Raw genomic sequence first — 22,174 nt, forward strand, 5'->3', positions numbered from 1 at the left:
GCGGACACGGCGGCTTGATGACCGTCCAAAGGTGCAGTTTATTGGTCCGGCGCCCTCATGATTCCTGGTAAGGCGCCGATAGTTCCAGATGATACTGTGTTTGCCGTTCGCCTAGGGCGCCGGTTCTCTTACTCCCCAAGGAGACGGCCATGCGCCTGCTGCCTGTAAAAGTCATGTCGCGCTTCAGCTTGGCGATGGGCGCTATCGTGCTGGTCACCGCCGGCTCCATCTACGCGGTGATGGTGCTCAGTGGCGAGCCCAAGCTGATCGCGTCGAATACCCAGAGCGCGCAGCAATCGGCGGTGGCCATCGCGCGCCAGTTGACCATCAAGCTAGCCGAAATCGACGGACGGGTGGGTGCCATGGCCAGCCTCGGCGCGACCCTGCCCAACGACGTGGAGCTGGTCAAGCCGAGCCTTGCGCGCATCATCGATTCCCAGGGCGACACGGCGGTGGCCGGCGGTGGCCTCTGGCCCGAGCCGAATGCCTTCACTCCCGGGGTCGAAAGGCGGAGCTTCTACTGGGCGCGCAACCAGGGCAGCCTGGGCTACTCCGAGGAATACAACGCGCCACAGGCCGAGGCCTACCATGCAGCCGACTGGTACGCCCAGGGGAAGACCGGCAAAGATGGTCACTGCAATTGGTCGGACGCCTATGAGGACCCGATCAGCAAGATCCTGATGACCACCTGCACCATTGGCTACACCCGCGACCAGCGCTTCGCCGGGGTCGCCACCATCGACCTGACCCTCACCGGCCTGGCAGACTTTCTCAAGGCAAACGGCAACGTGACCGGCGGCTATGCCTTCGCCCTGGACACCTCGGGCAAGGTGCTCTATTTCCCAGTCGGCCAAGGTCAGGCTGTAGCTGACGAAACCGGCTTGCTGAACAGCGCGCCATGGTTCAACAACGTGACGCAATGGCGCAAGACCGGCCAGCAGCAGGCGCATACCTTCGCCATTGAGGACGACAGCCGACTCGGCTCGGCCGGCTACGTCAGCCTGACGCGCATCAACGCCAGTGGCTGGGTGATTGGCCTAGTCACGCCGAAAGCGCAGATGACCGCGATCGCCAGCCGCCTGACCATCGACATCCTCACTACCCTGGTACCAGTGCTGCTGCTTATTTTCGGCTTGGCATGGCTAGCGGGGCGCACGCTGCTAAGGCAGATCGACGAAACCACTCTGCAAATCAACCGTCTGGGCGAGCAGCAAGGCGCCGGCGCGGCCGAGCTGGATATTCTGCGTGCGGATGAAATCGGCCTGCTGCGCGGCGCGGTCAACCGCTACGCCGGCAGCCTCCGGCAGATGCTACGCACCATTGCCGATGAGTCCTCGAAGCTGCTACGCCAAGCCGACGACGTTGCGCGGTTGTCGGTAGTCATGGCCGAGCGGGCGGAGACCCAACGCCTGGACAACACCTTGCTCGCCACCGCTGTAACGGAAATGTCGTCGAGTGCCCAGGAGGTCGCACACACCACCAGCGACTGTTCCAACACTGCCGAGAAATCCCTCCGTACAGCGCGCGAAAGCCAGGGCCACGTGACCCAGAACAGCCAGGCCATCGTCTCCCTGAGCAGCGACATCGGCAGCGTGGCCACCGCGATCACCCGCCTCGGCCAGGATATCGAAGGGGTTAGCGGAGTACTCGACGTAATCAAGTCGATCTCCGCGCAGACCAACCTGCTCGCGCTCAATGCCGCCATCGAGGCCGCCCGGGCCGGCGAACAGGGCCGCGGCTTCGCCGTGGTGGCCGACGAGGTGCGCACCCTGGCTGGACGCACCCAGGTTTCGGCGGACGAAATCCAACAGATGATCGCCGAATTGCGCCAGGCTTCGGTCACCGCCGTCAGCACCATGGTCGCCGGCCAGGAGCGTACCCGCTCGGTGGTGGCCCAGGCCGATCTGCTGGCGACCTCGCTGGGCACCACGGTGCTCGGCTTCGACGATATCGTTCAGCGCACGCAGCAGATTGCCGTGGCGGCCCAGGAACAGAGCCATGTGACTCAGGAAATCAATGAGCTGGCCGTGCGCATCCATACCGCCAGCGAGGAAGGCGCCCGCGACGCGGCCAGCCTAAGCACCCTCAGCCAGGGCATGCAGGACTTGTCGCTGCGCCTGGGGGGCATGAGCCGTCAGTGATATGGGCGCATGAACCGCCCGTGTTGAGTCCTAAGTGTTACCGCCAATGTAAAAGTGCCCCTCTGGAGGTCCCTTTTTGGTTGGCGTTGACACCTAAGCACCCTTGCAGGCGCCGGGAAAGGCTCGACTGCCCAGCTCTGTAGGCCTGGAGTGATTAGATGAAGGAGCAACGCAAGCTTACTGCTTATCCAAGGACCACCCACCCAGCGCAGGAGAACGCACGTGACAGGGGGGTTACCAACACTCGGCTGAATAACCTCCATTCCTCGGCGCGATAACCCAGCAGTGCCTCACAGGCGTCACTGACAAACGCAATCTGGTTGCCCAGGTCGACGACGAACACCGTGTCCAGCTTCAGGTGGATCAATTTTGGATAGAGCGCTCGTAAATCAACGGGCATGGGCTTCAGTGTCCGCTTCAGATAGCGCGATCAAAGCCTTAACGTGATGGGCGGCGGCAAGCAATCCCATTCGATTTGACCGTTATCGGATGGCCTGCACACTTCCCAGCTCATCAATGAGGGTCATTTTTCCCTATTGGTTGATCGACGTGCCAAACGCATCGGCTCGGCAAAGGCGCCGGGCCGTGAAGAGCCGTGCTTAGACGAACGTCAGGACAGTGTTGAACACCAGTGCTGCGACAAAGCCAAGAGGCGCTGCGCGAAACAGGAGCTGCTGGAACAGTGAGCTGCGGCTCTGCTCCGTGGTACATGAGCCTAATATCAAGCTGCCACCCGAGGAGAACGGCGAGATGGCGGTGGCTTGAGCGCCCACGACGATGGCCACGAACAGGATCATCGGATCGAGCCCCAGTGCCGTGGCAAGCGGTGGCACCAACGGGAACAGCGCCGGCGTCACCACCCCCAGCGTGCTGGAGAACAGCGACATGAACGCCGCCACCACACCGAAGACAATCGGCACCATGATCGGCGCAATGCTATTGCCCATCCACGATGCCAGCAAGTCGATGGTCCCAGCCTTGATCGCGACCGAAATCAGCATGCCCACACCGCAGATCATGATCAACGTGCCCCAGGGCACGGACGCCATGGCCTTGCGTTCGTCGCCCAGTTTCAGCAAGAGCGCGATCACCGAGAACAGGCTGGCGATCAAACCGATGTCCATCTTCGAATTGATGAAGCTCACCGTGGAGTTGTCCGGGAAGACAATTTGCGCGATGGGCGCCGCCAGCACGATCACCATCATCGCCAACGTCAGCCACAGGGTGGCTTTCTGCTCGCGGTTCAGCGCCGTCGGCACGGCGGCCGCATAAGCGCACGCCTTCATCGCCTTGCCGTGGCCGGTGAGAAACACCAATACCGAAATCACCGCCAGCGGTATCACCAGGGTACTGGCGAAAATCGCTGCGGCGTTGATAAAGGCCTCGTTTTCCGGGATGCCGGCATTGGCCATCAAGCCACGAAAAATGATACCACTCTGGCTGGAGACGAAGTTGGCTCCGCTCAAGGCGCCATAGTTGACCGCCATGCCGCCCGTGATCAGGCTCATCCCGGTGCGCTCACACAGCAGCAGCGTGATGGGCGCCATGAACGCCAGCACTGTGTAGTAGCCCGCCCCCATCGCCGAGAGGGTGGTTGCCGTGAAGAAGACCGCGAACGGCAACAGTTGAGGCATCGACCGGCATCGATAAATCAGATGCTCCGCCAGTTTTTCAAGCGTGCCATTGACGGTGGCAAAACTGTAGAACAGACAAACCGAGAAGATGATGAAGAAAATCTTCAGCGGCCACAGACTGATGACTTCGGACGGGCTCAACCCCATGCCGTAACAGCCGATCAGGTAAGCAAAAGCGATGGCGAACAGACCGATGTTGATCTTGGTCTTGTAACCCAGGGCGACGGCGACAACGATTGCCGCGACGACGAGCAGGCTCATCATGATGGAAGTCCTATTATTGTTATTGATCGTTTAGCGTGAAATGTCGAAGCCAAACAGCTTCGCTGGGTTGTCCTTGAGCACATGCGCCCGCTCGGTCGCGTCCGGCAGCAAGCCTTCGAGGAAAGCCACTTGCCGGGCATAGTCCGTCTGCTGTTCAAACTGAGTGTTGGGCCAATCGCTGCCCCAGACGAGTCGCTGGAGACCGCCACTCGCGTCGCGCACCAGAGCCAGCGCATGCGATGCCTGGGCCAGATCGGATTGACTGCGGTACGCGGCGGACAGCTTGAGCCACACCCCGTCATCGTTCAGCAACTCAAGAAACGCCTGATGGTTGGGGTGCCCGGCATTGATGCCCCCCGTCGGCAGGCCGAAATGATCAATGACCACGGTGACACCGCAGGCCCTGATGGCCGATACGATCAGCGCCAGGTCATCGATGCCGCGCTGAATTTCCACTTGCCATCCCCGCAGCGCCAACCGCTGGAACAGAGCGCTCCAGGCTGGGCCGCTGTAATCCGCCAGCGCCTTACCAATGAGATTCAAACGGATGCCGACTACACCGGCTTCGGCCAATTCGTCCAACTGGGTTTCGCTGACGTCGACATCCACCACCGCCACCCCACGCAAGCGCTGCGGATAACGGCGCAACGCGTCGAGCATGAAGTGATTGTCGGTGCCCAGAAAGCTCGGCTGAATCAACACGCCGTGTGAAAAACCGTGGCGATCCAGGTGATCCAGGTATTGCTCCACCAAAGCGTTGTAACGCGGGCTGTAGCGACGGTTGGCAACCATCGGCAGATCCTGGAGGAAGACGTGGGCGTGCGTGTCCACACCGGTGAAGGCAGGCGGGTGAAGGCTGGTCATAAACAGATAACCCCGATCGTTTGTTGTTATGGCAAATCACCTGCCGCCCCTGAGAAACCAGGCCCTTTGGCCCAATCTGTCATCGTCAGCATGTGTGTAGACGCCGCAAATTCATATATATGACTAGATCACCATATATTCAGGGATAGATATCTGTCAAACCTCACGCAGGTGATAAAGTGGCTCCGCATGCCGAAAAGGAATCAAAGAAAAATGAACACCCCTACCCTCGGATACGACGAGCGCTTGCCGCTCTATCAGCGCCTGCGAGAAGAAATGCTCGCCAAGATCGGCACTGGCGAATGGATGCCAGGCTCGCCCATCCCCACGGAGGCCGAGCTCACCAAACACTATGGTGTGGCCATCGGCACGGTACGAAAGGCCGTGGACACGCTGGTCAATGAAGGCCTGCTCCTGCGCAGCCAGGGCCGTGGCACCTACGTGCGCCGCCCCAACTTCGATGCCTCACTGGCGCGATTCTTCAGGCAAGTGAATGCCGCGGGTGGGCGCGAAATACCGACCAGCCGCATCCTGGCAAAGAACCGGCAAAAACCCTCACAGCCGGTGGCAACAGCACTGAAGTTGCAGGACGACGAAGACGTCGTGCACCTGGAGCGGCTGCGGATGGTTGAAAGCCGCACACTGTTTCACGAGGATATCTGGCTCCCCGTCACACGGTTCGGCGCATTGCTGGACATTAATTCCGAAAGCTTCGGCAAACTGCTCTACCCGTTTTATGAAACCCAATGCGGCCAATGTATCGGCTCGGCGACCGAGACCCTCACCGTGGAGCAAGCCGACCGGGCCATCGCCAAAATCCTTTCGATCAAAGAAGGCGCCCCGGTCGTCACCATCGAGCGCACCGCCCTGGGCTATGACCGCTCCCCGCTCGAATACCGAATTTCCCGCGCAGCGGCCGAGGGGTTCAGGTACCAGATCGATATCTCATGAACCCAGTGGCAAGGCGGCCCGGCGCAGCAACGCTTGCCGTCTTTACGAGGATGACCAGGCCGGACTCATCAACGGCGACCGCATCGCCATCTTCGTTAAGGGTGAACATGCCCTTGGCGCGCAGGATGATGTCGTCGGTTGCTTCGGGCAGCGCGCCGGCTTTCAGTGCAGCACCACGTACCGAATCGCCCAGGACTTTGCCCTGGAACTTGGCAGCGAAGGACTCTGCCTTCTCAGCGCGCTCGCTGATGGCCTTAAGCTATTTATCGTAGTCACCGCGCAAGCGCTCGGTGCGGCGGTTGAAGAATTCATCCACCTTGCATGCTGGTTGACCGTACTTGTCGGTCGCGTGAGCCAGGTGATAGCGCTCGTGTTCGATGAGTGCGCAGAACTCAAGGTCGTTGCACTCGGCGCAGTAGTCAGTAGCCAGGGCGATGATGAAGGCCGGCACATCGCCGAACCAATCACGCATCTGTTGCTCCATCCGGGCTTTCTGCCAGCCGCCGGCGCGGAACGCTACCCGTTCGGCCTGGCCCAGGACTGTTCTGCCCTGCTTCTCGAAGCTCGACGACGCCCACATGATCCGAATGTCTGCATCCAGTAGATGGGCGTGATCTTCGTTGTGAATGCTGCCGGTGGCGGCAAGGATCTCGGCCTGAAGCCATTCCCACACATCAGGAGCCGGAGTCAGTCGGATGCCAAAGTCGGAAAGCTCGGACAGCTCAAGAAGTGACGATGGTGGGTATGGCCTTTCCATGGATCACCCTGAACTTGAAATTGTGGCGTGTTACGGGTATTGGTGACGGCTTCAAAAAGCAAGGAAGCTCAATTCAATGTCTCGTATTAAATGCATTTGCCTTAGCGCTCTCGCAGTCGCAACCCTCTCAGGATGCGTTACTGCCTCTACCTGGGTTAACAGGGGGCCAGTAGATCTAGACGCTTGGAACGGCCTGATGAATTGCTATACCGACGCCAATATCATCGACGGCGAAAGGGTAGAAGGTACGATCTGCGCCACGCAGGAATCTGGTTTCTTCGGAGGCGGCGAACCGGAGGTGTATTTCGGACCTTGGAATCGCAAATTCATGAAAGAGTATGCGAGCGCAACGACTGCTGGTGTAGCTCAGGACTGGAAGGGTAAAAAGGTGTTCTTGCAATGCGCCCCCACACTCGCGATTGATAACAAAACAGTTTCGAAGCGCTTTTGCAAGGTTACGGTCAACGACCAGTTGCTGGTTAGCGCAACCGTCAAATACGTGAAGTAAAACGAGGCCTCTCAGGCCCGCCGACTCTCAGCCCGGCCCGGCAGGCACGTTCGATTGCCTCCCAGTCAGGTTGCTTAGATGTCATAAATTGTCTCGGTCTGATTAAGTAGTGGCTGAAAGCGAGGTATCAGTAACTGCATTTAGTTGAGGTGATTTGAAAGGCCTTAGTCTGGAAGATGTGTAGGTGTCCCACTTAAACAGGTGTTACCTATGCGAAAGTCCATCCGAGCAATAATCCTCATCACTCTGGTACTGCTACCAACCTCAATTCACCATGATTCAGGTTTGCGCGTAGGCGTGTCCGCGCAACTCAGCGACAACTAAGCCCTGAGGCGATCCAGCAGCCCTTGCTGCGTCGATTGCCTTGGCGATGGCGCTATCCAGATCAGTCAGGGCCTTGTTGCTGTCCTGGCTCATCGGGAGCGCGTGGCGCAGGCGGGTGACGTTGTTCATCTGAAAACCTCGCGCCACGATTTGGCGCATCCGAAAACGTGTCGCCCATTGGCCGGGTATACTCCGCTAACTTTGACATTTCGAGACTTCAAACCAATGCACGGACGCTTATATCTCTGTGCGTTACTTCTCGCTGGCCCGGCAATGGCTGCGCAGGCCTCCCGCTACAGCTACGACGAAGCCCCAACTGATGGCTACAGCCAAGCTGGATTGTGAATCGCTGCCCGATGACCTTGAAGCGGACTATGCGAAAGCGATGCGCCTTACCAATGCCGGCGACGATCTTCGGCTCGGTCACACCCAGGTAGGTGCTGACCATGCTCGTCAAATAGATCGAGCAGGCCATGCCGGTGATGAGGAAGATCATCCAAGCACGCCAGTCGTTCAAGTCGTCCTTATGCCACCAGCTGGCGATCACAGCGCCACCCAGGCCCGAGATAAACAATTCGAACCTGTCGATTTTGTCGAGCAGGCGCTGTAGATACTCCATGCGCTCGACTTCGTAGGGCATGAAAAAGAAAAAGCCCGCGCAGTGGCGGGCTGTTAGTTGAGTGCTATTGTCGAGGCAGGTACGCGGAGCGAACAATCCAGATCCAATAAGGCATGGAATCCTATGAAAGCCAGCGAATTGATCAGGCTACTCAACGAATCGATAAAAGAGCATGGCGACCATGCTGTCTGCACATGGTCTCCTTTTGAATCAAGCGACGTACGACCAGTGTCTTACCTGCGTCGCATGCACGCGCAAGGAGAAGATGTGTCCGTGATTGATTGCCATCGCAATTGGCCTAGCAAAACGGGCGAACCTTCCGGCGATGGCCGCGACAATGCTTAAACCTGAATGAGGGACCCAAAAAAGCCTGGATCGCATTTCCGGGCTTTTCGCATAGATTTGTTCTTAAAAATCGGGGTTCAATTACCCGTGGGCTCACCTAGAGAAAGTGATCACCAAATCGTCCAAGCTGCCACTGATTTCGACTGACCACTCACGACACTCGTCTGCAAGTTTGCACAGAAAAATATCGAAGGCTTCGGACGACATCGTAGGACTTACCTCAGCGGTTACCGACGCTCGGATAACAAAATGATGAAATCCACCGCTCACTAGAGGACGCGCCGGTAGGAGCTTCTCGACCTGCCCCATGAGTTCGGCGGCGATGCTTTGTGCAGAAATCCCCATGACCAGAGTCCCTTCAAGCACCTACAAAAAAGCCCTACTCATTGGCCGGGCTTCAGTATCAATCCCTAACGCGCAAGATCGACAGCATGGGTAAATGCTTTCTCACTTGTTGCAACATTTTTTCAGTAGCCCAGGTGTATTTCGTGCTGTTTACAAGGAGGGGCGAGATCTTGCGGTCTCTTTCCTCCTGAAGGCTGGCAGAAAACAGATAGCCGCCGATGGCCCAAGATTGCAGCTATAGTTCTTAGACGCTTCGGAGGCAAATGACGACTTTTTAGGGGTCTGATAACGTCTAGCCACAGGACAGTGTTACACGAGGTTAATCATGGACGCAGACGCTCCCATCCCTGACTACGAAACTGAACGCTTACGACGCGTTGCGGACCTTTGCCCGCAAAATGACCAAGATGACGAAGTCTTCGAAAAGATGATTTCAATGACATCTGAGTACTTCAGCGCTCCGATCGCATTGATTTCGATCGTTGACAAGCACGAACAATGGTTCAGGGCTCGGATAGGGATTGAACAGCGCGCAACACCACGGAGCGCTTCGTTCTGCGCGCACTCACTGCGTGATAGAGAGCCTGTGGAGATCTTGGATGCGCAAAAGGACGATCACTTCAAAGATAACCCTTTGGTAACAGGCCTCCCCTTCATTCGCTATTACGCTAGCGCACCACTTCTCACAAGTGACGGTTTCTCGTTAGGCAGTCTATGCGTAATTGACACCTCGCCAAGAGGGCCTATGAGCAAACGAGACGCCGGAATGCTCGTTTATTTTGCTCAACTGGTCGTGATGCGGATTGTGGGCTTACGCTCCCGTAACTATATAGACCAGCCTACTGGACTATTTAACCGGCTCCGACTTGAAGAAGATATTCGCCAAGCGAGCTCTAGCGGCATACCACAGAACCTATATGCCGTAGATATTATCTCACCAAAATTTTTGAATGATGTAGTAAAAGCACTTGGCTATAGTTTTGCGCAATTGCTAATGCTTAATGTAAAGGCTCGACTCCTGTCTTTGTTACCAAAAAATTTACTTTTGTACAAAATCAGCCCCACCCGCTTTGGCTTTCTTCTCAATGCTCGCGAACCTGTTGAAGATCTCTGCTTAAAAATTCTTTCGAGCTTTGAAACGCCGGTTGACTGTCAAGACATTCCAATACTTATGCAGGCAGGCATAGGAGTTTTGGAAATTGCCGATGCAGAAGAGAAGGATTGGCTGCGCTTGGTGGTTGGGGCAGCTGACGATGCGAGAGCAAGAAACTTGGGATGGTCGCTTTACCAGGCTGAACTGGATGCAGCCCAGCAACGCGCGTTTGCACTATTGAGTTCTCTACCGGATGCAGTTCGATCTACCGAGCAACTGAGTCTAGTGTTCCATCCGAAAGTCAATTTGCCCAGCCTCGCGTGCGAAAGCGTAGAAGCGTTGATCCGGTGGAATCATCCGACACTCGGCCCGATTAGTCCGGCAGAGTTTATACCTCTCGCCGTTAAAACTGCATTAATGCAGTCAATAACTTTCTGGGTGCTTGATGCGGTAGTGGACCAAACGAAAGATTGGAGAACGAGAGGCATTGAGTTAAGAGTCGCTATGAACGTGACCGTCAGCGACCTTGAAAACTCAAAATTGGTAGAAAAAATTATAGAACACATGCAAAACGGAGACCTTTACCCGGAAAGTATTGAGCTTGAATTCACCGAGAGCATGCTCATATCAGATCCTCAGATGGTTATTAAACAGCTAGAGCGCGTGCGCGGATTGGGAATTGAGATTTCCGTAGATGACTTTGGTACTGGCTATAGTAACTGGACATACTTGCGTCAACTTCCGATACATACGGTAAAACTCGACCAGTCACTGATTAGCAACATCAACACGAATGAAAAAGACAAACAACTAGTTAAGACGCTGATCGAACTCTCAAGGGGGCTGGGGTATAGAGTCGTAGCAGAGGGCGTTGAGACCGACAACATCCTTGATCTCATTACTAGCTGGGGTTGTACAGAGGCTCAAGGGTACCTGATCACTAAGCCTCTGCAGGCGAGTTTGTTGGAAAAATGGCTGGAACAAGGCGGCTTCAGCACCGGCTCTTGATAGGCCGAATGATCCGGCGGGTAGCGTGCTTGAGCTCCCGCCCCATCAATGAAGGTTTTCTCAGATAGCATCCGTCTCACCTCGCTGCTACAGCAATGTGCTACGCAGCAAAGGTTTCACTCTGCATCAAGCAGTTCCTGTGCCACTGTCAGCGCCAGAGGTACCGGGGCGACTCTGGTTTGCCGTCGTTGTCCCAATTGGTAATGTCTGTACTACCAGCGAGACCACGAGAAAATTATCTGGTCGGAGGCGATTCCGGACCTGAATATCAGCGAAATCACCGGGTAGTTTTGCGCCAATTTTGCGCAGACACAAAAAAGCCGATCTATCTGATCGGCTCACGTGTCTGATTTTACTCAGGAATAATGGTCGGGACGGAGTGATTCGAACACTCGACCCCTAGCACCCCATGCTAGTGCGCTACCGGACTGCGCTACGCCCCGACTAGGCGTGTTACTGGGTTCGCTTCGCTACGAAGCGATCCGGAATATACCGCAAGCTTTTGAAATGTGGAAGTATTTTAAAAGCTTGTATCACTTCTTCAGAACAACCAGCACATCTTCGAGTTCGGAGATCATCTGACGGATCATTTGCTTGTATTGGGTGGTGTCGTCTTTGGCTTCATCACCGGACATACGCTGGCGTGCGCCGCTGATGGTGAACCCCTGGTCGTACAGCAACGCACGGATCTGTCGGATCATCAGCACATCCTGGCGCTGATAATACCGACGGTTCCCGGTGCGTTTGACGGGGTTGAGTTGAGGAAACTCCTGCTCCCAATAGCGCAGCACGTGCGGTTTGACCGCACAGAGCTCGCTGACTTCACCAATGGTGAAGTAGCGTTTGCCTGGGATGACGGGTAGCTCGTCGTTATGACTTGGTTCCAGCATAAGCCTCAACTCGGGCCTTCAACTTCTGCCCTGGACGAAAGGTGACCACACGGCGAGCCGTGATCGGGATTTCTTCTCCCGTTTTTGGATTGCGGCCAGGCCGCTGGCGTTTGTCCCGCAGGTCAAAGTTGCCGAAACCGGACAGTTTGACCTGCTCATTGTCTTCCAGAGCGTGCCTGATTTCTTCAAAAAACAGCTCGACCAATTCCTTGGCTTCGCGTTTGTTCAGACCCAGCTCTTCGTACAGACGTTCCGCCATCTCAGCTTTCGTCAAAGCCCCCATACGTCACTTCCTTAACGTGGCGTTCAACCTTTGTTCGAGCGAGGTGAGGATATTTTGTGTCGTGGTATTCACCTCATCGTCATTAAGAGTGCGCGATGGATGCTGCCAGGTCAAGCCAACTGCAAGGCTTTTTCTATGCGGATCAATGCCTTTACCCTGATAGACGTCAAATAGCCTGAGGTCTGTCAGCCATTCCCCTGCATTTTCACGGATTACATCCAGAACGGCAGTGGCGGCCACTTCACGGTCGGCGATCAGGGCCAAGTCACGACGCACTTCAGGGAAGCGCGACAACTCGCTGAATTTAGGCATTTTGCCCGATGCAACTTCAGCCAAGACCAGCTCAAAAACGAACACTGGACGGTCCAGACCTAGGGTTTTCGACAGCTCCGGGTGGATGGCGCCGACGAAGCCTACCAAACGCCCTTCGCGCTCGATACGCGCGGTCTGGCCCGGGTGCAACGCCGGGTGACTGCCTGGCACGAAGGTGAAATCGTCGAGTGCGCCGGCGAAGCCCAATACCGCTTCCACATCCGCTTTAACGTCGAAGAAATCCACGCCGTCACGGCCCTGTGCCCAGCCTTCCGGCAGGCGGCTGCCGCACACCACGCCAGCCAGCATCGGCTCTTGCTTCAGGCCGTCGAGTTGGCCGACGAAACGCAGGCCGCTTTCGAACATGCGCACGCGGTCTTGCTGACGGTTCAAGTTGTGGGAAAGTGCTTTCACCAGGCCCGGCCACAGCGACGAACGCATGGCCGCCATGTCGTTGGAGATCGGGTTGGCCAACAGCAGCGGTTCTACGCCCGGGTTGAACAGTTCGAACTGTTTCGGGTCGATGAAGCTGTAGGTCACCGCTTCCTGATAGCCACGGGCAACCAGCAAACGACGCAGTTCAGGCAGGTGCGCACGCGCTTCTGCTTTAGGCTGCGGCGCGAGACGCGCTTGCGGGTAGCGAACCGGCAGGCGGTTGTAGCCATATAGGCGGGCCAGCTCTTCGATCAGGTCGACTTCCAGGCTGATGTCGAAACGATAGCTTGGCACTTCAACGTGCCACTGCCCTTCCCCGCCAGCGGAAATACCCAGGCCGAGCGCCGACAGCAGTTGCTCGATTTGAGCAGGCTCGATCACCAGACCGAGCATTTGCTCGACGCTCTTGGCGCGCAGGGTGATCGGTGCAACGGACGGCAGGTGCTGCTCGCTCACGCTTTCAGTGATCGGGCCAGCTTCGCCTCCGGTGATTTCCAGCAGCAGGCCAGTGGCGCGCTCCATGGCTTCACGGGCCAGCTTCCAGTCCACGCCACGCTCATAGCGGTGCGAAGCATCGGTGTGCAAGCCGTAGGAACGGGCCTTGCCAGCGATGACGATCTGATCAAAGAACGCACTTTCAAGGAAAATGTCACGCGTGGTCGCGGACACGCCGCTGTGCTCGCCCCCCATCACGCCGGCAATGGCCAGTGCGCGGGAATGGTCGGCGATCACCAGCGTGTCAGCGCGCAGGGTTACTTCCTGGCCGTCGAGCAGTACCAGCTTCTCACCTTCTTCGGCCATGCGTACGCGGATGCCGCCGTTGATTTCGGCAAGATCGAACGCATGCAGCGGTTGGCCCAACTCGAGCATCACGTAGTTGGTGATATCGACGGCGGCGTCAATGCTGCGTACGTCGGCGCGACGCAGGCGCTCAACCATCCACAGTGGGGTTGGCTTGGACAGGTCGACATTGCGGATCACGCGGCCCAGGTAACGTGGGCAAGCGTTGGGTGCCAGCACTTCGATAGAGCGCACTTCGTCGTGCACAGCGGGTACGGCGGCAACCACGGGACGAGTGACGGGGGCGTTGTACAGCGCACCCACTTCACGCGCCAGACCCGCCAGGGACAGGCAGTCGCCACGGTTCGGGGTCAGGTCGACCTCGATGCTGGCGTCTTCCAGTTCCAGGTAGACACGAACGTCCTGGCCCACTGGCGCGTCGGCCGGCAGCTCCATCAGGCCATCGTTGCCCTCGCCCACTTGCAGCTCAGCCTGTGAGCAGAGCATGCCGTTGGACTCAACGCCACGCAGCTTGGCTTTCTTGATCTTGAAGTCGCCCGGCAGTTCGGCGCCGATCATGGCGAACGGAATCTTCAGGCCCGGGCGCACGTTTGGCGCACCGCACACGACCTGGAAAGTCTGCGCGCCATTGCTGACCTGGCACACACGCAATTTGTCGGCATCGGGATGTTGCTCGGTGCTCAGCACTTCGCCCACGACCACACCGCTGAAAACACCGGCGGCCGGCGTAACGCTATCGACCTCAAGACCGGCCATCGACAGACGAGCAACCAGCTCGTCGCGATCTACCTGCGGGCTTACCCAGCCACGCAGCCATTGTTCACTGAATTTCATCCTGCTCTCCTAAAGATTCGTTACGACTAGCGAAATTGCGCGAGGAACCGCAAGTCGTTGTCGAAGAACAGACGCAAGTCGTTCACGCCGTAACGCAGCATGGCCAGACGCTCAACGCCCATGCCGAAGGCAAAGCCCGAGAACTCTTCCGGGTCGATCCCGGACATGCGCAGTACGTTGGGGTGAACCATGCCGCAGCCCATCACTTCCAGCCAGCCGGTCTGTTTGCAGACACGGCAGCCTTTACCGCTGCACATCACGCATTCCATATCGACTTCAGCGGACGGCTCGGTGAACGGGAAGAACGATGGACGAAAACGCACCGCCAGCTCTTTCTCGAAAAACACCCGCAGGAATTCTTCGATGGTGCCTTTGAGGTCGGCGAAATTGATATCGCGATCAACCAGCAGGCCTTCAACCTGGTGGAACATCGGCGAGTGGGTGATATCGGAGTCGCTACGGTACACACGGCCTGGGCAGACGATGCGGATCGGCGGCTTGGTCGCTTCCATGGTGCGGACCTGTACCGGCGAGGTATGGGTGCGCAACAGCATGTTCGCGTTGAAATAGAAGGTGTCGTGCATCGACCGGGCCGGGTGATGGCCTGGGATGTTGAGCGCCTCGAAGTTGTGATAGTCGTCTTCGACCTCAGGGCCTTCGGCAATGCCGTAGCCGATGTGGGTGAAGAACTGCTCGATACGTTCCAGAGTCCGGGTGATCGGATGTAGACCGCCCGAGGCCTGGCCACGGCCAGGCAAGGTCACGTCAATGGACTCGGCGGCGAGCTTGGCCGCAAGATCGGCCTCCTCGAGCGACGCCTTGCGCGCATTGAGAACCTCAGTGACACGCTCCTTGGCGACGTTGATCAGCGCACCGACTTGCGGACGCTCTTCAGCCGGCAAATTCCCCAGGGTCTTCATCACCTGAGTCAATTCACCTTTTTTGCCAAGGTAGTGAACCCGGATTTGCTCCAGGGCATTGATATCTTCAGCGCTTTGCACAGCCTCGAGAGCTTGAGCGACGAGCGCGTCCAGGTTTTCCATGTACAGACTCCAGATACAAAATAGGGGAAGAGCTTGAAGGCTCTTCCCCTATTTATGACGTTTACCACCTTGAGCTACAGGAGTAACCCAAGGTGACTGTCGGGGGTACTTAAGCCAAGGTGGCTTTAGCTTTCTCGACAATCGCAGCAAACACCGCTTTATCGTTCACGGCCAGTTCAGCCAGAACCTTACGGTCGATTTCGATGGACGCTTTTTTCAGGCCAGCGATGAAACGGCTGTAGGACAGACCGTTAACACGTGCACCAGCGTTGATACGAGCGATCCACAGAGCGCGGAACTGACGTTTTTTCTGACGACGGTCACGGTAGGCGTATTGGCCTGCCTTGATTACCGCTTGCTTGGCAACACGGAATACGCGTGAGCGTGCGCCGTAGTAGCCTTTAGCGAGTTTCAGAATTTTTTTGTGACGTTTACGGGCAATGACGCCACGCTTTACACGAGCCATGAGTTACTTCCTCTATTCTTGATCCAAAATTAACGAAGGCGCAGCATGCGCTCGACTTTTGCCACGTCAGACGGATGCAGCAAGCTGCTACCGCGCAATTGACGCTTACGCTTGGTCGACATTTTGGTCAGGATGTGGCTCTTGAAAGCGTGCTTGTGCTTGATACCGTTAGCAGTTTTCAGAAACCGCTTAGCAGCACCACTTTTAGTCTTCATCTTTGGCATGTTCGGATACTCCGCATTCAGTTGATAAACATAATCAGAAGGCCTGCCGTGCCCTGTTGATTACTTCTTCTTTTTCGGGGCGATGACCATAATCAGCTGGCGTCCTTCCATCTTAGGATGCTGCTCGACGGAACCGTACTCCAGCAGGTCACCTTCAACCCGCTTGAGGAGTTCCATCCCCAGCTCCTGGTGGGCCATCTCACGGCCGCGGAATCGCAAGGATACCTTGGCCCTGTCCCCATCACTCAGGAAACGTACCAGGTTGCGCAGTTTTACCTGGTAATCCCCTTCCTCCGTCCCTGGACGAAACTTGATTTCTTTTACTTGAATCTGCTTCTGGTTCTTCTTCGCTGCGGCAACCTGCTTCTTCTTCTCGAAGATCGACTTGCCGTAGTCCATCACCCGGCAAACGGGTGGGATTGCGTCGGCGGAGATTTCCACCAGGTCCAATTTGGACTCTTCAGCAATACGAAGCGCTTCATCAATCGAGACGATGCCAATCTGCTCGCCGTCAGCGCCAATTAACCGAACCTCGCGTGCCGAGATATTCTCGTTGATCGGGGCTTTCGGTGCAGCTCGTTTATCTTGTCTCATTTCACGCTTAATAATAATTACTCCGAATCTGGGCGACCACGCCGGGAAACCGCTTGCGCGAGGAACTCAGCGAACTGGGCGACGGGCATCGAGCCCAGGTCAGCACCTTCACGAGTACGCACAGCGACAGTCTGCATCTCGACTTCCCGATCTCCGATAACCAAAAGATAGGGAACCTTGAGCAAAGTATGCTCACGGATTTTAAAGCCGATCTTTTCATTTCTCAAGTCGGACTTGGCACGAAATCCGCTTTCGTTGAGAGTTTTTTCAACTTCAGCAGCAAAATCGGCCTGTTTATCAGTGATATTCATGATCACTGCCTGGGTCGGAGCCAGCCACGCGGGGAATGCACCCTCGTAGTGCTCGATCAGGATCCCGACAAACCGTTCGAACGAGCCGAGGATCGCCCGGTGCAGCATAACCGGGTGTTTACGGCTGTTGTCTTCGGAGACGTATTCGGCTCCCAAACGGATCGGCAGGTTAAAATCGAGCTGCAAAGTACCACATTGCCAGACACGGCCAAGACAATCTTTCAGCGAGAACTCGATTTTAGGACCGTAGAAGGCGCCCTCACCCGGCTGCAAATCGTACGCAAGGCCCGCGCTGTCTAGGGCTGCGGCCAGTGCAGCTTCGGCGCGATCCCACAGCTCGTCGGAACCGACGCGTTTTTCCGGACGAGTGGACAGCTTCATTTCGACTTCGGTGAAACCGAAATCGCGATAAACGTCCATGGTCAGCTTGATGAACGCAGCGGATTCAGCCTGCATCTGCTCTTCGGTGCAGAAGATGTGGGCGTCGTCCTGAGTGAAGCCGCGCACACGCATGATGCCGTGCAGTGCACCCGATGGCTCGTTACGGTGGCAGGCACCGAACTCGGCCAGGCGCATCGGCAACTCGCGGTAGCTCTTCAGGCCCTGGTTGAACACCTGCACGTGGCACGGGCAGTTCATTGGCTTGATGGCGTAGTCGCGGTTTTCCGACTGAGTGGTGAACATGTTGTCGGCGTAGTTGGCCCAGTGCCCGGATTTCTCCCACAGGCTGCGATCAACGACCTGGGGAGTCTTGATCTCCAGGTAGCCGTTTTCGCGCTGCACTTTGCGCATGTACTGCTCGAGCACTTGGTACAGGGTCCAGCCGTTCGGGTGCCAGAACACCATCCCCGGCGCTTCTTCCTGAAGGTGGAACAGGTTCAGGCGCTTGCCGATCTTGCGGTGATCGCGCTTCTCGGCTTCTTCGATGCGCTGGATGTAGGCCGCCAGCTGCTTCTTGTCAGCCCAGGCAGTGCCGTAGATCCGCTGCAGTTGCTCGTTCTTTGCGTCGCCGCGCCAGTAGGCACCGGACAACTTGGTCAGCTTGAACGACTTGAGGAAGCGTGTGTTCGGCACGTGCGGACCGCGGCACATGTCGACATATTCTTCGTGGTAGTACAGGCCCATGGCCTGCTCGTCCGGCATGTCTTCCACCAGACGCAGCTTGTAGTCTTCGCCACGAGCAGTGAACACGTCGATCACTTCAGCGCGCGGGGTGACCTTCTTGATCACGTCGTAATCTTTTTCGATCAGCGCGTGCATGCGCTGCTCGATCGCGGCCAGGTCGTCCGGCGTGAAAGGGCGTTCGTAGGCGATGTCGTAATAGAAGCCTTCATCGATGACCGGGCCGATGACCATTTTCGCCGTCGGGTACAGCTGCTTGACCGCATGGCCAATCAGGTGCGCGCAAGAGTGGCGAATGATCTCCAGCCCCTCTTGATCCTTGGGCGTGATGATTTGCAGGCTGGCGTCTGAGGTGATCAGGTCGCTGGCGTCAACCAGCTTGCCGTCGACCTTGCCGGCCACGGTGGCCTTGGCCAGGCCTGCACCAATGGATGCGGCGACCTCGGCGACTGAAACCGAATGATCGAATGAACGTTGACTGCCGTCGGGAAGAGTAATAGTTGGCATGGCGCCTCCTCTCCTAGTGGTGACCCCTACCAAAGGTCACGTGGGTTGGGATGAGCCAGTACAAGATCCAACACCAGGCCGTTCATTGCTGAACGCCTGCCTTACAGCGGCAGGAGCCTTTCGGCCAACCGATAATCGAACCAGAGTGACTGGAGTGAGCTAAAAAGAAACATGGCAAGGCGGCAATTGGCACGCCCGGATTTAGCCAAGCGCAAGATCCTAGCACAGATGAACGGTCATCGCGCCGACGCTATCTTGTGTAAAGACAAATTCCAGGCTTTATAGCTGCAAAAGTGAACTTGAGCTGTACGCCACGCCTCAAACACCCCGAGAATCGCCGTTCGTCCTCGACCCAAAGGAGCATCCACATGATGCGTTTCACCTCATCCCTCGCTCTCGCCGCATCCCTGACTATTCTTTCCCTCGGCGCGCAGGCCGCTGCCCCGTCGAACTGGCCAGCGGGCGCACGTGACAGCTTCGTCAAAGACTGCAGCGCAGCTGCCAGCCAGAACGTAGACGCCAAAACCGCCAAAGACCATTGCGAATGTGGCGCGGACAAGATCAACGCCGAATTGAGCACTGCAGAAATCAAAGAGCTCATGACCAACCAGAACGCCAGCCCGCAGCTTAAAAACAAAGCTGTCGCGGCCATTTCGTCCTGCAAAGTGGTGAAGAAAAAGTAAGATCGACCACTGATCAGACGGTCGCCGTGCTGAAAAAACCGCCTGAAAACTGCTATTTCTCACAAATTACGCAGCTTTTACGGCTTTTTTTAACAGCTGATATTTCGCGCGAAAGCCCCGTAGTTCGGGGCTTTCAGCCGACCAAAGCACTAAACGCAACGCTATTGATTAGCAAACAATGCCTTGGGGGGGCTCCCAAGTCGAACATTTCGACTATGATAGCTCGGTGTGCCCAGTTGGCCTGAGCAGCACAGCACTACTGAAAATATATGTTTCTTGGAGATACACCATGTCTAATCGCCAAACCGGCACCGTTAAATGGTTCAACGATGAAAAAGGCTTCGGCTTCATCACTCCTCAAGGTGGCGGTGACGACCTGTTCGTACACTTCAAAGCTATCGAAAGCGACGGTTTCAAAAGCCTGAAAGAAGGCCAAACCGTTTCCTTCGTGGCTGAGAAAGGCCAAAAGGGTATGCAAGCTGCACAGGTTCGCGGCGAGTAATTCTCCGCTGAGCTAAAAAAAACCCCGTCCATGTGACGGGGTTTTTTATGCGCGTTGCAAAAGCCGCGAGGTGCTCAGCCGCAGTTGACCCGCGTGATCACCAAGTTATCGTCGGTGCTCAGGTTCAGGCGGTCTGAGCGGTATTCCAGGGTGACCATGTCGCTAGGCCTGAGGATCCGCGCGTTCTGCGCACCGGCACGGGTACGCGCCTGATCCAGCAGTTGAGGCGAGGCTTTCTGGCCGATCGCGAACTCGGCAGCTTTCGACTCACAGCGGCTATGACCGGCATCGGTCACGGCGGCGTCTTTGGCTGGCTCAGAGGCACCTGGGGTGCTGCAACCCGCCAAAGCGAGTGCTGCCAACAAAGTACCGAATGATGCGAGCTTCCAAGGCATGAAGCCTCCTATGATTAAAAATGGACAGAGATCGTGCGACAGCGATCTGGCAGATTGGTTTCAAGACGTAAATCGCCCGTAGGCAAGTCTGCCTGACTCAGGGCGAGCATTCGCTCAGTCAATCGTCACCAGATATGAACGTATTCAGTAGATGTCGATGTAGTCGAACGGCGGTGTTGGCCAGTTCTGCTTGAGCGCGTTGAAAATCTGCATGACCCAGACTTCATCGCTGGCCGCGACGTTACCGACGTAACCAGAACCTTTGGCCCAGGTTTCAAGACGAAACAGCAAGCCTCCAATATCAGTGCCACCCACCACCCCTGAAGAAATGTAGGCGACACCGGCCTTAGTGACCCGCAACTGCGTATGTTCATCGTCACTGGCACTGGCCAGCAGCTGACGGACAGCGTCCAGCGTCAGGTTCTCGGGGTTTTTCAAATCGATCTGCACCTGGCGTTCCCCGGCAATTAAATTGAGGCACAGTGTCGCACAGCGTCTGCCTCATCCCGAAGCATCTCATGCCTAAGTAGCAGTGCCATACGCCCGCCAAAAATGGTTAACTGCCCCGGTAAGAACCGCGTTTTAGCGCACTGCCCAGTACTTCCAACTCCGCGAGACACCCATGACCACTGTTACCCTCCAAGCCGACATCAAAGCCAAGTGGCCCCAAGGACAAAGCTCCTACAGCCCCGGAAGCCCGGAGGAGTTGGCAATCATTGGAATCGACCTGCTGGTCAAAGAGCTCGGCACTCAGGCCGCTCAGGCGTTCATCGGCCAGATATTCGAGAAATACCCGGCCGATCACATGGGCGCTCACAACCCCGAGCGCGAATAAAGAACCGGCCGGCGAACGCCGACCGGCAAACTCATTACTTCAGACGCGCCAGGCGCTCGGTCAGCAGATCGAAGAAGCCTTGGGCGTCGCCGTTCTCAACCCAGAACGCGTTCTTCGGTTGTTTCAGGCCATCGTACCAATCGACGATGGTCTGGCCGAAGGTCGGGCCTTCACGGCTGTCCACCACCACGTTCACTTCACGCCCGCTGAACAGCTCAGGCTTGAGCAGGTAGGCAATGACCGTGGCATCGTGCACTGGGCCGCCTGGGATGCCGTAGTGCTCCATATCGCCTTTGACGTATTCATTCAGAATATCGCCAACGACTTTGCTCGCGTTGTTCTTGATGTCGGCGATCTGTTTCATCCGCGCGTCACTGGTCAGCACCTTGTGGGTCACGTCCAGCGGCAGGTAAGTCAGCTTGACGCCACTTTTGAGCACGATCTCAGCCGCGATAGGGTCCGCGAACAAGTTGAACTCAGCCACCGGCGTGATGTTGCCGCCGTTGAAGTGCGCACCGCCCATCACCACCACTTCTTTGATGCCTTGAGTGATTTCCGGCGCCTGGGTCAGCGCCAATGCCAGGTTGGTCTGTGGGCCGAGCATGGCGATGGTAATGCTGTGCGGCTTGGCGGTGCTGAGGGTCTTGATCAGGTAATCAACGGCATTGCCCTCAGCCAGGCCTTTTTTCGGCTCGTGCACGGCAACGCCGGAGATACCTTCCTTACCGTGAATGTTCTCGGCGTAGATCGGCGTGCGCAGCATCGGTTTGGGTGCGCCTGCGTACACCGGAATATCCTCGCGCCCTGCCCACTCACGGGCCAGTCGCGCGTTACGGGAGGTTTTGTCGAGGCGCACGTTACCGGCGACGGTGGTCAGTGCACGAATGCTCAATTCCTGGGGTGAGGCCATTGCAAACAGCAACGCCACCACATCGTCGGCGCCTGGGTCGGTGTCGATGATCAGGTCGATTTTTTCCGCCGCATGGGCGCTGGCTGCAGTGAGCGCGGACAAAAGCAGGACACTCCGAAACAGGTTTTTCAGGGTTGGAAGACCACGTTGCATGAAACACTCCTTGTCGTAGGG

At 56.8% G+C, this 22,174-nt stretch carries 23 protein-coding genes, 1 tRNA gene and 3 pseudogenes; 8 read left to right on the plus strand and 19 right to left on the minus strand.

Annotation, left to right across the window (positions count from 1 at the left end):
- Nucleotides 1–149 precede the first annotated feature (149 nt).
- Nucleotides 150–2,141, plus strand: coding sequence for a methyl-accepting chemotaxis protein (locus K0P33_RS20835; protein ID WP_242151047.1), 1,992 nt, complete (start codon nt 150–152; stop codon nt 2,139–2,141).
- A 262-nt stretch (nt 2,142–2,403) separates the two neighbouring features.
- Here the strand turns inward: K0P33_RS20835 and K0P33_RS20840 are convergent.
- The 3 genes and pseudogenes from K0P33_RS20840 to K0P33_RS20850 form a co-directional block, all read right to left on the minus strand.
- Nucleotides 2,404–2,541, minus strand: a pseudogene (locus K0P33_RS20840) (PAS domain-containing protein); the annotation flags it as partial.
- A 199-nt stretch (nt 2,542–2,740) separates the two neighbouring features.
- Entirely contained in the window at nt 2,741–4,039 is a 1,299-nt protein-coding gene (locus K0P33_RS20845; RefSeq protein WP_242151049.1) for an SLC13 family permease, read from the minus strand.
- 30 nt (nt 4,040–4,069) lie between these two features.
- The gene (locus tag K0P33_RS20850) at nt 4,070–4,903 is read right to left on the minus strand and encodes an amidohydrolase family protein (protein ID WP_242151052.1); all 834 of its coding nucleotides are present in this window, start codon (nt 4,901–4,903) and stop codon (nt 4,070–4,072) included.
- A gap of 213 nt (nt 4,904–5,116) precedes the next feature.
- Between K0P33_RS20850 and K0P33_RS20855 the strand changes: the two genes are divergently transcribed.
- Nucleotides 5,117–5,854: a GntR family transcriptional regulator gene (locus K0P33_RS20855; RefSeq protein ID WP_242151055.1), complete on the plus strand. Its 738-nt coding sequence runs from the start codon at nt 5,117–5,119 to the stop codon at nt 5,852–5,854.
- A gap of 49 nt (nt 5,855–5,903) precedes the next feature.
- Here the strand turns inward: K0P33_RS20855 and K0P33_RS20860 are convergent.
- Both K0P33_RS20860 and K0P33_RS20865 read right to left on the minus strand, forming a co-directional pair.
- A pseudogene (locus tag K0P33_RS20860) lies at nt 5,904–6,173 on the minus strand (hypothetical protein); the annotation flags it as partial.
- A gap of 3 nt (nt 6,174–6,176) precedes the next feature.
- Nucleotides 6,177–6,611, minus strand: a pseudogene (locus tag K0P33_RS20865) (putative metallopeptidase); the annotation flags it as partial.
- A gap of 196 nt (nt 6,612–6,807) precedes the next feature.
- On the opposite strand from K0P33_RS20865, the gene K0P33_RS20870 reads away from it, so the two are divergent.
- The gene (locus K0P33_RS20870) at nt 6,808–7,119 is read left to right on the plus strand and encodes a hypothetical protein (protein WP_242151058.1); all 312 of its coding nucleotides are present in this window, start codon (nt 6,808–6,810) and stop codon (nt 7,117–7,119) included.
- A 279-nt stretch (nt 7,120–7,398) separates the two neighbouring features.
- Here K0P33_RS20870 and K0P33_RS20875 read toward each other — a convergent pair whose 3' ends face one another.
- Both K0P33_RS20875 and K0P33_RS20880 read right to left on the minus strand, forming a co-directional pair.
- Nucleotides 7,399–7,572, minus strand: a complete 174-nt coding sequence (locus K0P33_RS20875) for a hypothetical protein (RefSeq protein ID WP_242151062.1) — start codon at nt 7,570–7,572, stop codon at nt 7,399–7,401.
- A gap of 88 nt (nt 7,573–7,660) precedes the next feature.
- The gene (locus K0P33_RS20880; RefSeq protein WP_242156087.1) at nt 7,661–8,062 is read right to left on the minus strand and encodes a hypothetical protein; all 402 of its coding nucleotides are present in this window, start codon (nt 8,060–8,062) and stop codon (nt 7,661–7,663) included.
- A 123-nt stretch (nt 8,063–8,185) separates the two neighbouring features.
- On the opposite strand from K0P33_RS20880, the gene K0P33_RS20885 reads away from it, so the two are divergent.
- Nucleotides 8,186–8,407: a hypothetical protein gene (locus tag K0P33_RS20885; protein WP_242151065.1), complete on the plus strand. Its 222-nt coding sequence runs from the start codon at nt 8,186–8,188 to the stop codon at nt 8,405–8,407.
- Nucleotides 8,408–9,077: 670 nt separating this feature from the next.
- Nucleotides 9,078–10,853, plus strand: a complete 1,776-nt coding sequence (locus tag K0P33_RS20890; RefSeq protein ID WP_242151068.1) for a sensor domain-containing phosphodiesterase — start codon at nt 9,078–9,080, stop codon at nt 10,851–10,853.
- Between the two features lie 366 nt (nt 10,854–11,219).
- Here the strand turns inward: K0P33_RS20890 and K0P33_RS20895 are convergent.
- The 9 genes from K0P33_RS20895 to thrS form a co-directional block, all read right to left on the minus strand.
- A tRNA-Pro gene (locus tag K0P33_RS20895) sits at nt 11,220–11,296 on the minus strand.
- A 90-nt stretch (nt 11,297–11,386) separates the two neighbouring features.
- A complete protein-coding gene (locus tag K0P33_RS20900; RefSeq protein ID WP_003219935.1) occupies nt 11,387–11,743 on the minus strand; it encodes a MerR family transcriptional regulator in 357 nt (118 codons plus the stop codon).
- Nucleotides 11,724–12,026, minus strand: coding sequence for an integration host factor subunit alpha (ihfA, locus tag K0P33_RS20905; protein WP_002553164.1), 303 nt, complete (start codon nt 12,024–12,026; stop codon nt 11,724–11,726). The genes K0P33_RS20900 and ihfA overlap by 20 nt, the downstream gene beginning before the upstream one ends.
- Before the next feature lie 3 nt (nt 12,027–12,029).
- A complete protein-coding gene (gene pheT / locus K0P33_RS20910) occupies nt 12,030–14,408 on the minus strand; it encodes a phenylalanine--tRNA ligase subunit beta (protein ID WP_242151071.1) in 2,379 nt (792 codons plus the stop codon).
- Between the two features lie 26 nt (nt 14,409–14,434).
- Entirely contained in the window at nt 14,435–15,451 is a 1,017-nt protein-coding gene (gene pheS, locus K0P33_RS20915) for a phenylalanine--tRNA ligase subunit alpha (protein ID WP_094952229.1), read from the minus strand.
- Nucleotides 15,452–15,560: 109 nt separating this feature from the next.
- On the minus strand, nt 15,561–15,917 hold the full coding sequence (rplT, locus tag K0P33_RS20920) for a 50S ribosomal protein L20 (protein WP_053257052.1): 357 nt from the start codon (nt 15,915–15,917) through the stop codon (nt 15,561–15,563).
- A 29-nt stretch (nt 15,918–15,946) separates the two neighbouring features.
- The gene (gene rpmI / locus K0P33_RS20925) at nt 15,947–16,141 is read right to left on the minus strand and encodes a 50S ribosomal protein L35 (protein WP_002553160.1); all 195 of its coding nucleotides are present in this window, start codon (nt 16,139–16,141) and stop codon (nt 15,947–15,949) included.
- A gap of 60 nt (nt 16,142–16,201) precedes the next feature.
- A complete protein-coding gene (gene infC, locus K0P33_RS20930) occupies nt 16,202–16,753 on the minus strand; it encodes a translation initiation factor IF-3 (protein WP_172979313.1) in 552 nt (183 codons plus the stop codon).
- Nucleotides 16,753–18,675 (minus strand): threonine--tRNA ligase, encoded by a 1,923-nt coding sequence (gene thrS, locus K0P33_RS20935; protein ID WP_024076468.1) that lies wholly within the window; start codon nt 18,673–18,675, stop codon nt 16,753–16,755. Before thrS ends, infC begins: the two co-directional genes overlap by 1 nt.
- Nucleotides 18,676–19,043: 368 nt before the next feature.
- Here thrS and K0P33_RS20940 point away from each other — a divergent pair, with 368 nt between their 5' ends.
- Both K0P33_RS20940 and K0P33_RS20945 read left to right on the plus strand, forming a co-directional pair.
- Nucleotides 19,044–19,358: a hypothetical protein gene (locus tag K0P33_RS20940; RefSeq protein WP_094952230.1), complete on the plus strand. Its 315-nt coding sequence runs from the start codon at nt 19,044–19,046 to the stop codon at nt 19,356–19,358.
- Nucleotides 19,359–19,647: 289 nt separating this feature from the next.
- Entirely contained in the window at nt 19,648–19,860 is a 213-nt protein-coding gene (locus K0P33_RS20945) for a cold-shock protein (protein WP_003234260.1), read from the plus strand.
- Between the two features lie 74 nt (nt 19,861–19,934).
- On the opposite strand, the gene K0P33_RS20950 is transcribed toward K0P33_RS20945, so the two are convergent.
- Nucleotides 19,935–20,255 carry an I78 family peptidase inhibitor gene (locus K0P33_RS20950; RefSeq protein ID WP_242151073.1) on the minus strand — a complete coding sequence of 107 codons (321 nt, stop codon included), beginning with the start codon at nt 20,253–20,255 and terminating at the stop codon, nt 19,935–19,937.
- Between the two features lie 144 nt (nt 20,256–20,399).
- Nucleotides 20,400–20,705, minus strand: coding sequence for a hypothetical protein (locus K0P33_RS20955; RefSeq protein ID WP_094952232.1), 306 nt, complete (start codon nt 20,703–20,705; stop codon nt 20,400–20,402).
- A gap of 172 nt (nt 20,706–20,877) precedes the next feature.
- Between K0P33_RS20955 and K0P33_RS20960 the strand changes: the two genes are divergently transcribed.
- A complete protein-coding gene (locus K0P33_RS20960; protein ID WP_015884938.1) occupies nt 20,878–21,090 on the plus strand; it encodes a hypothetical protein in 213 nt (70 codons plus the stop codon).
- 34 nt (nt 21,091–21,124) lie between these two features.
- On the opposite strand, the gene K0P33_RS20965 is transcribed toward K0P33_RS20960, so the two are convergent.
- Nucleotides 21,125–22,153: a nucleoside hydrolase gene (locus tag K0P33_RS20965; RefSeq protein WP_094952233.1), complete on the minus strand. Its 1,029-nt coding sequence runs from the start codon at nt 22,151–22,153 to the stop codon at nt 21,125–21,127.
- Nucleotides 22,154–22,174: the final 21 nt, after the last annotated feature.

The organism is Pseudomonas sp. ArH3a, from assembly GCF_022648765.1.
In the GTDB taxonomy this organism is placed as follows: Bacteria; Pseudomonadota; Gammaproteobacteria; order Pseudomonadales; family Pseudomonadaceae; genus Aquipseudomonas.

What these genes read in the sequence shown, in the direction of transcription:
- K0P33_RS20880 (WP_242156087.1), bottom strand. Translation starts at nt 8,062, where the DNA reads ATGGAGTATCTACAGCGCCTGCTCGACAAAATCGACAGGTTCGAATTG.
- K0P33_RS20890 (WP_242151068.1), top strand. Translation starts at nt 9,078, where the DNA reads ATGGACGCAGACGCTCCCATCCCTGACTACGAAACTGAACGCTTACGA.
- pheS (WP_094952229.1), bottom strand. Translation starts at nt 15,451, where the DNA reads ATGGAAAACCTGGACGCGCTCGTCGCTCAAGCTCTCGAGGCTGTGCAA.
- K0P33_RS20850 (WP_242151052.1), bottom strand. Translation starts at nt 4,903, where the DNA reads ATGACCAGCCTTCACCCGCCTGCCTTCACCGGTGTGGACACGCACGCC.
- K0P33_RS20855 (WP_242151055.1), top strand. Translation starts at nt 5,117, where the DNA reads ATGAACACCCCTACCCTCGGATACGACGAGCGCTTGCCGCTCTATCAG.
- pheT (WP_242151071.1), bottom strand. Translation starts at nt 14,408, where the DNA reads ATGAAATTCAGTGAACAATGGCTGCGTGGCTGGGTAAGCCCGCAGGTA.
- K0P33_RS20875 (WP_242151062.1), bottom strand. Translation starts at nt 7,572, where the DNA reads ATGAACAACGTCACCCGCCTGCGCCACGCGCTCCCGATGAGCCAGGAC.
- rpmI (WP_002553160.1), bottom strand. Translation starts at nt 16,141, where the DNA reads ATGCCAAAGATGAAGACTAAAAGTGGTGCTGCTAAGCGGTTTCTGAAA.
- K0P33_RS20945 (WP_003234260.1), top strand. Translation starts at nt 19,648, where the DNA reads ATGTCTAATCGCCAAACCGGCACCGTTAAATGGTTCAACGATGAAAAA.
- ihfA (WP_002553164.1), bottom strand. Translation starts at nt 12,026, where the DNA reads ATGGGGGCTTTGACGAAAGCTGAGATGGCGGAACGTCTGTACGAAGAG.
- K0P33_RS20885 (WP_242151065.1), top strand. Translation starts at nt 8,186, where the DNA reads ATGAAAGCCAGCGAATTGATCAGGCTACTCAACGAATCGATAAAAGAG.
- K0P33_RS20965 (WP_094952233.1), bottom strand. Translation starts at nt 22,153, where the DNA reads ATGCAACGTGGTCTTCCAACCCTGAAAAACCTGTTTCGGAGTGTCCTG.
- K0P33_RS20845 (WP_242151049.1), bottom strand. Translation starts at nt 4,039, where the DNA reads ATGATGAGCCTGCTCGTCGTCGCGGCAATCGTTGTCGCCGTCGCCCTG.
- thrS (WP_024076468.1), bottom strand. Translation starts at nt 18,675, where the DNA reads ATGCCAACTATTACTCTTCCCGACGGCAGTCAACGTTCATTCGATCAT.
- K0P33_RS20870 (WP_242151058.1), top strand. Translation starts at nt 6,808, where the DNA reads ATGAATTGCTATACCGACGCCAATATCATCGACGGCGAAAGGGTAGAA.
- K0P33_RS20940 (WP_094952230.1), top strand. Translation starts at nt 19,044, where the DNA reads ATGATGCGTTTCACCTCATCCCTCGCTCTCGCCGCATCCCTGACTATT.
- K0P33_RS20900 (WP_003219935.1), bottom strand. Translation starts at nt 11,743, where the DNA reads ATGCTGGAACCAAGTCATAACGACGAGCTACCCGTCATCCCAGGCAAA.
- rplT (WP_053257052.1), bottom strand. Translation starts at nt 15,917, where the DNA reads ATGGCTCGTGTAAAGCGTGGCGTCATTGCCCGTAAACGTCACAAAAAA.
- K0P33_RS20950 (WP_242151073.1), bottom strand. Translation starts at nt 20,255, where the DNA reads ATGCCTTGGAAGCTCGCATCATTCGGTACTTTGTTGGCAGCACTCGCT.
- K0P33_RS20960 (WP_015884938.1), top strand. Translation starts at nt 20,878, where the DNA reads ATGACCACTGTTACCCTCCAAGCCGACATCAAAGCCAAGTGGCCCCAA.
- K0P33_RS20835 (WP_242151047.1), top strand. Translation starts at nt 150, where the DNA reads ATGCGCCTGCTGCCTGTAAAAGTCATGTCGCGCTTCAGCTTGGCGATG.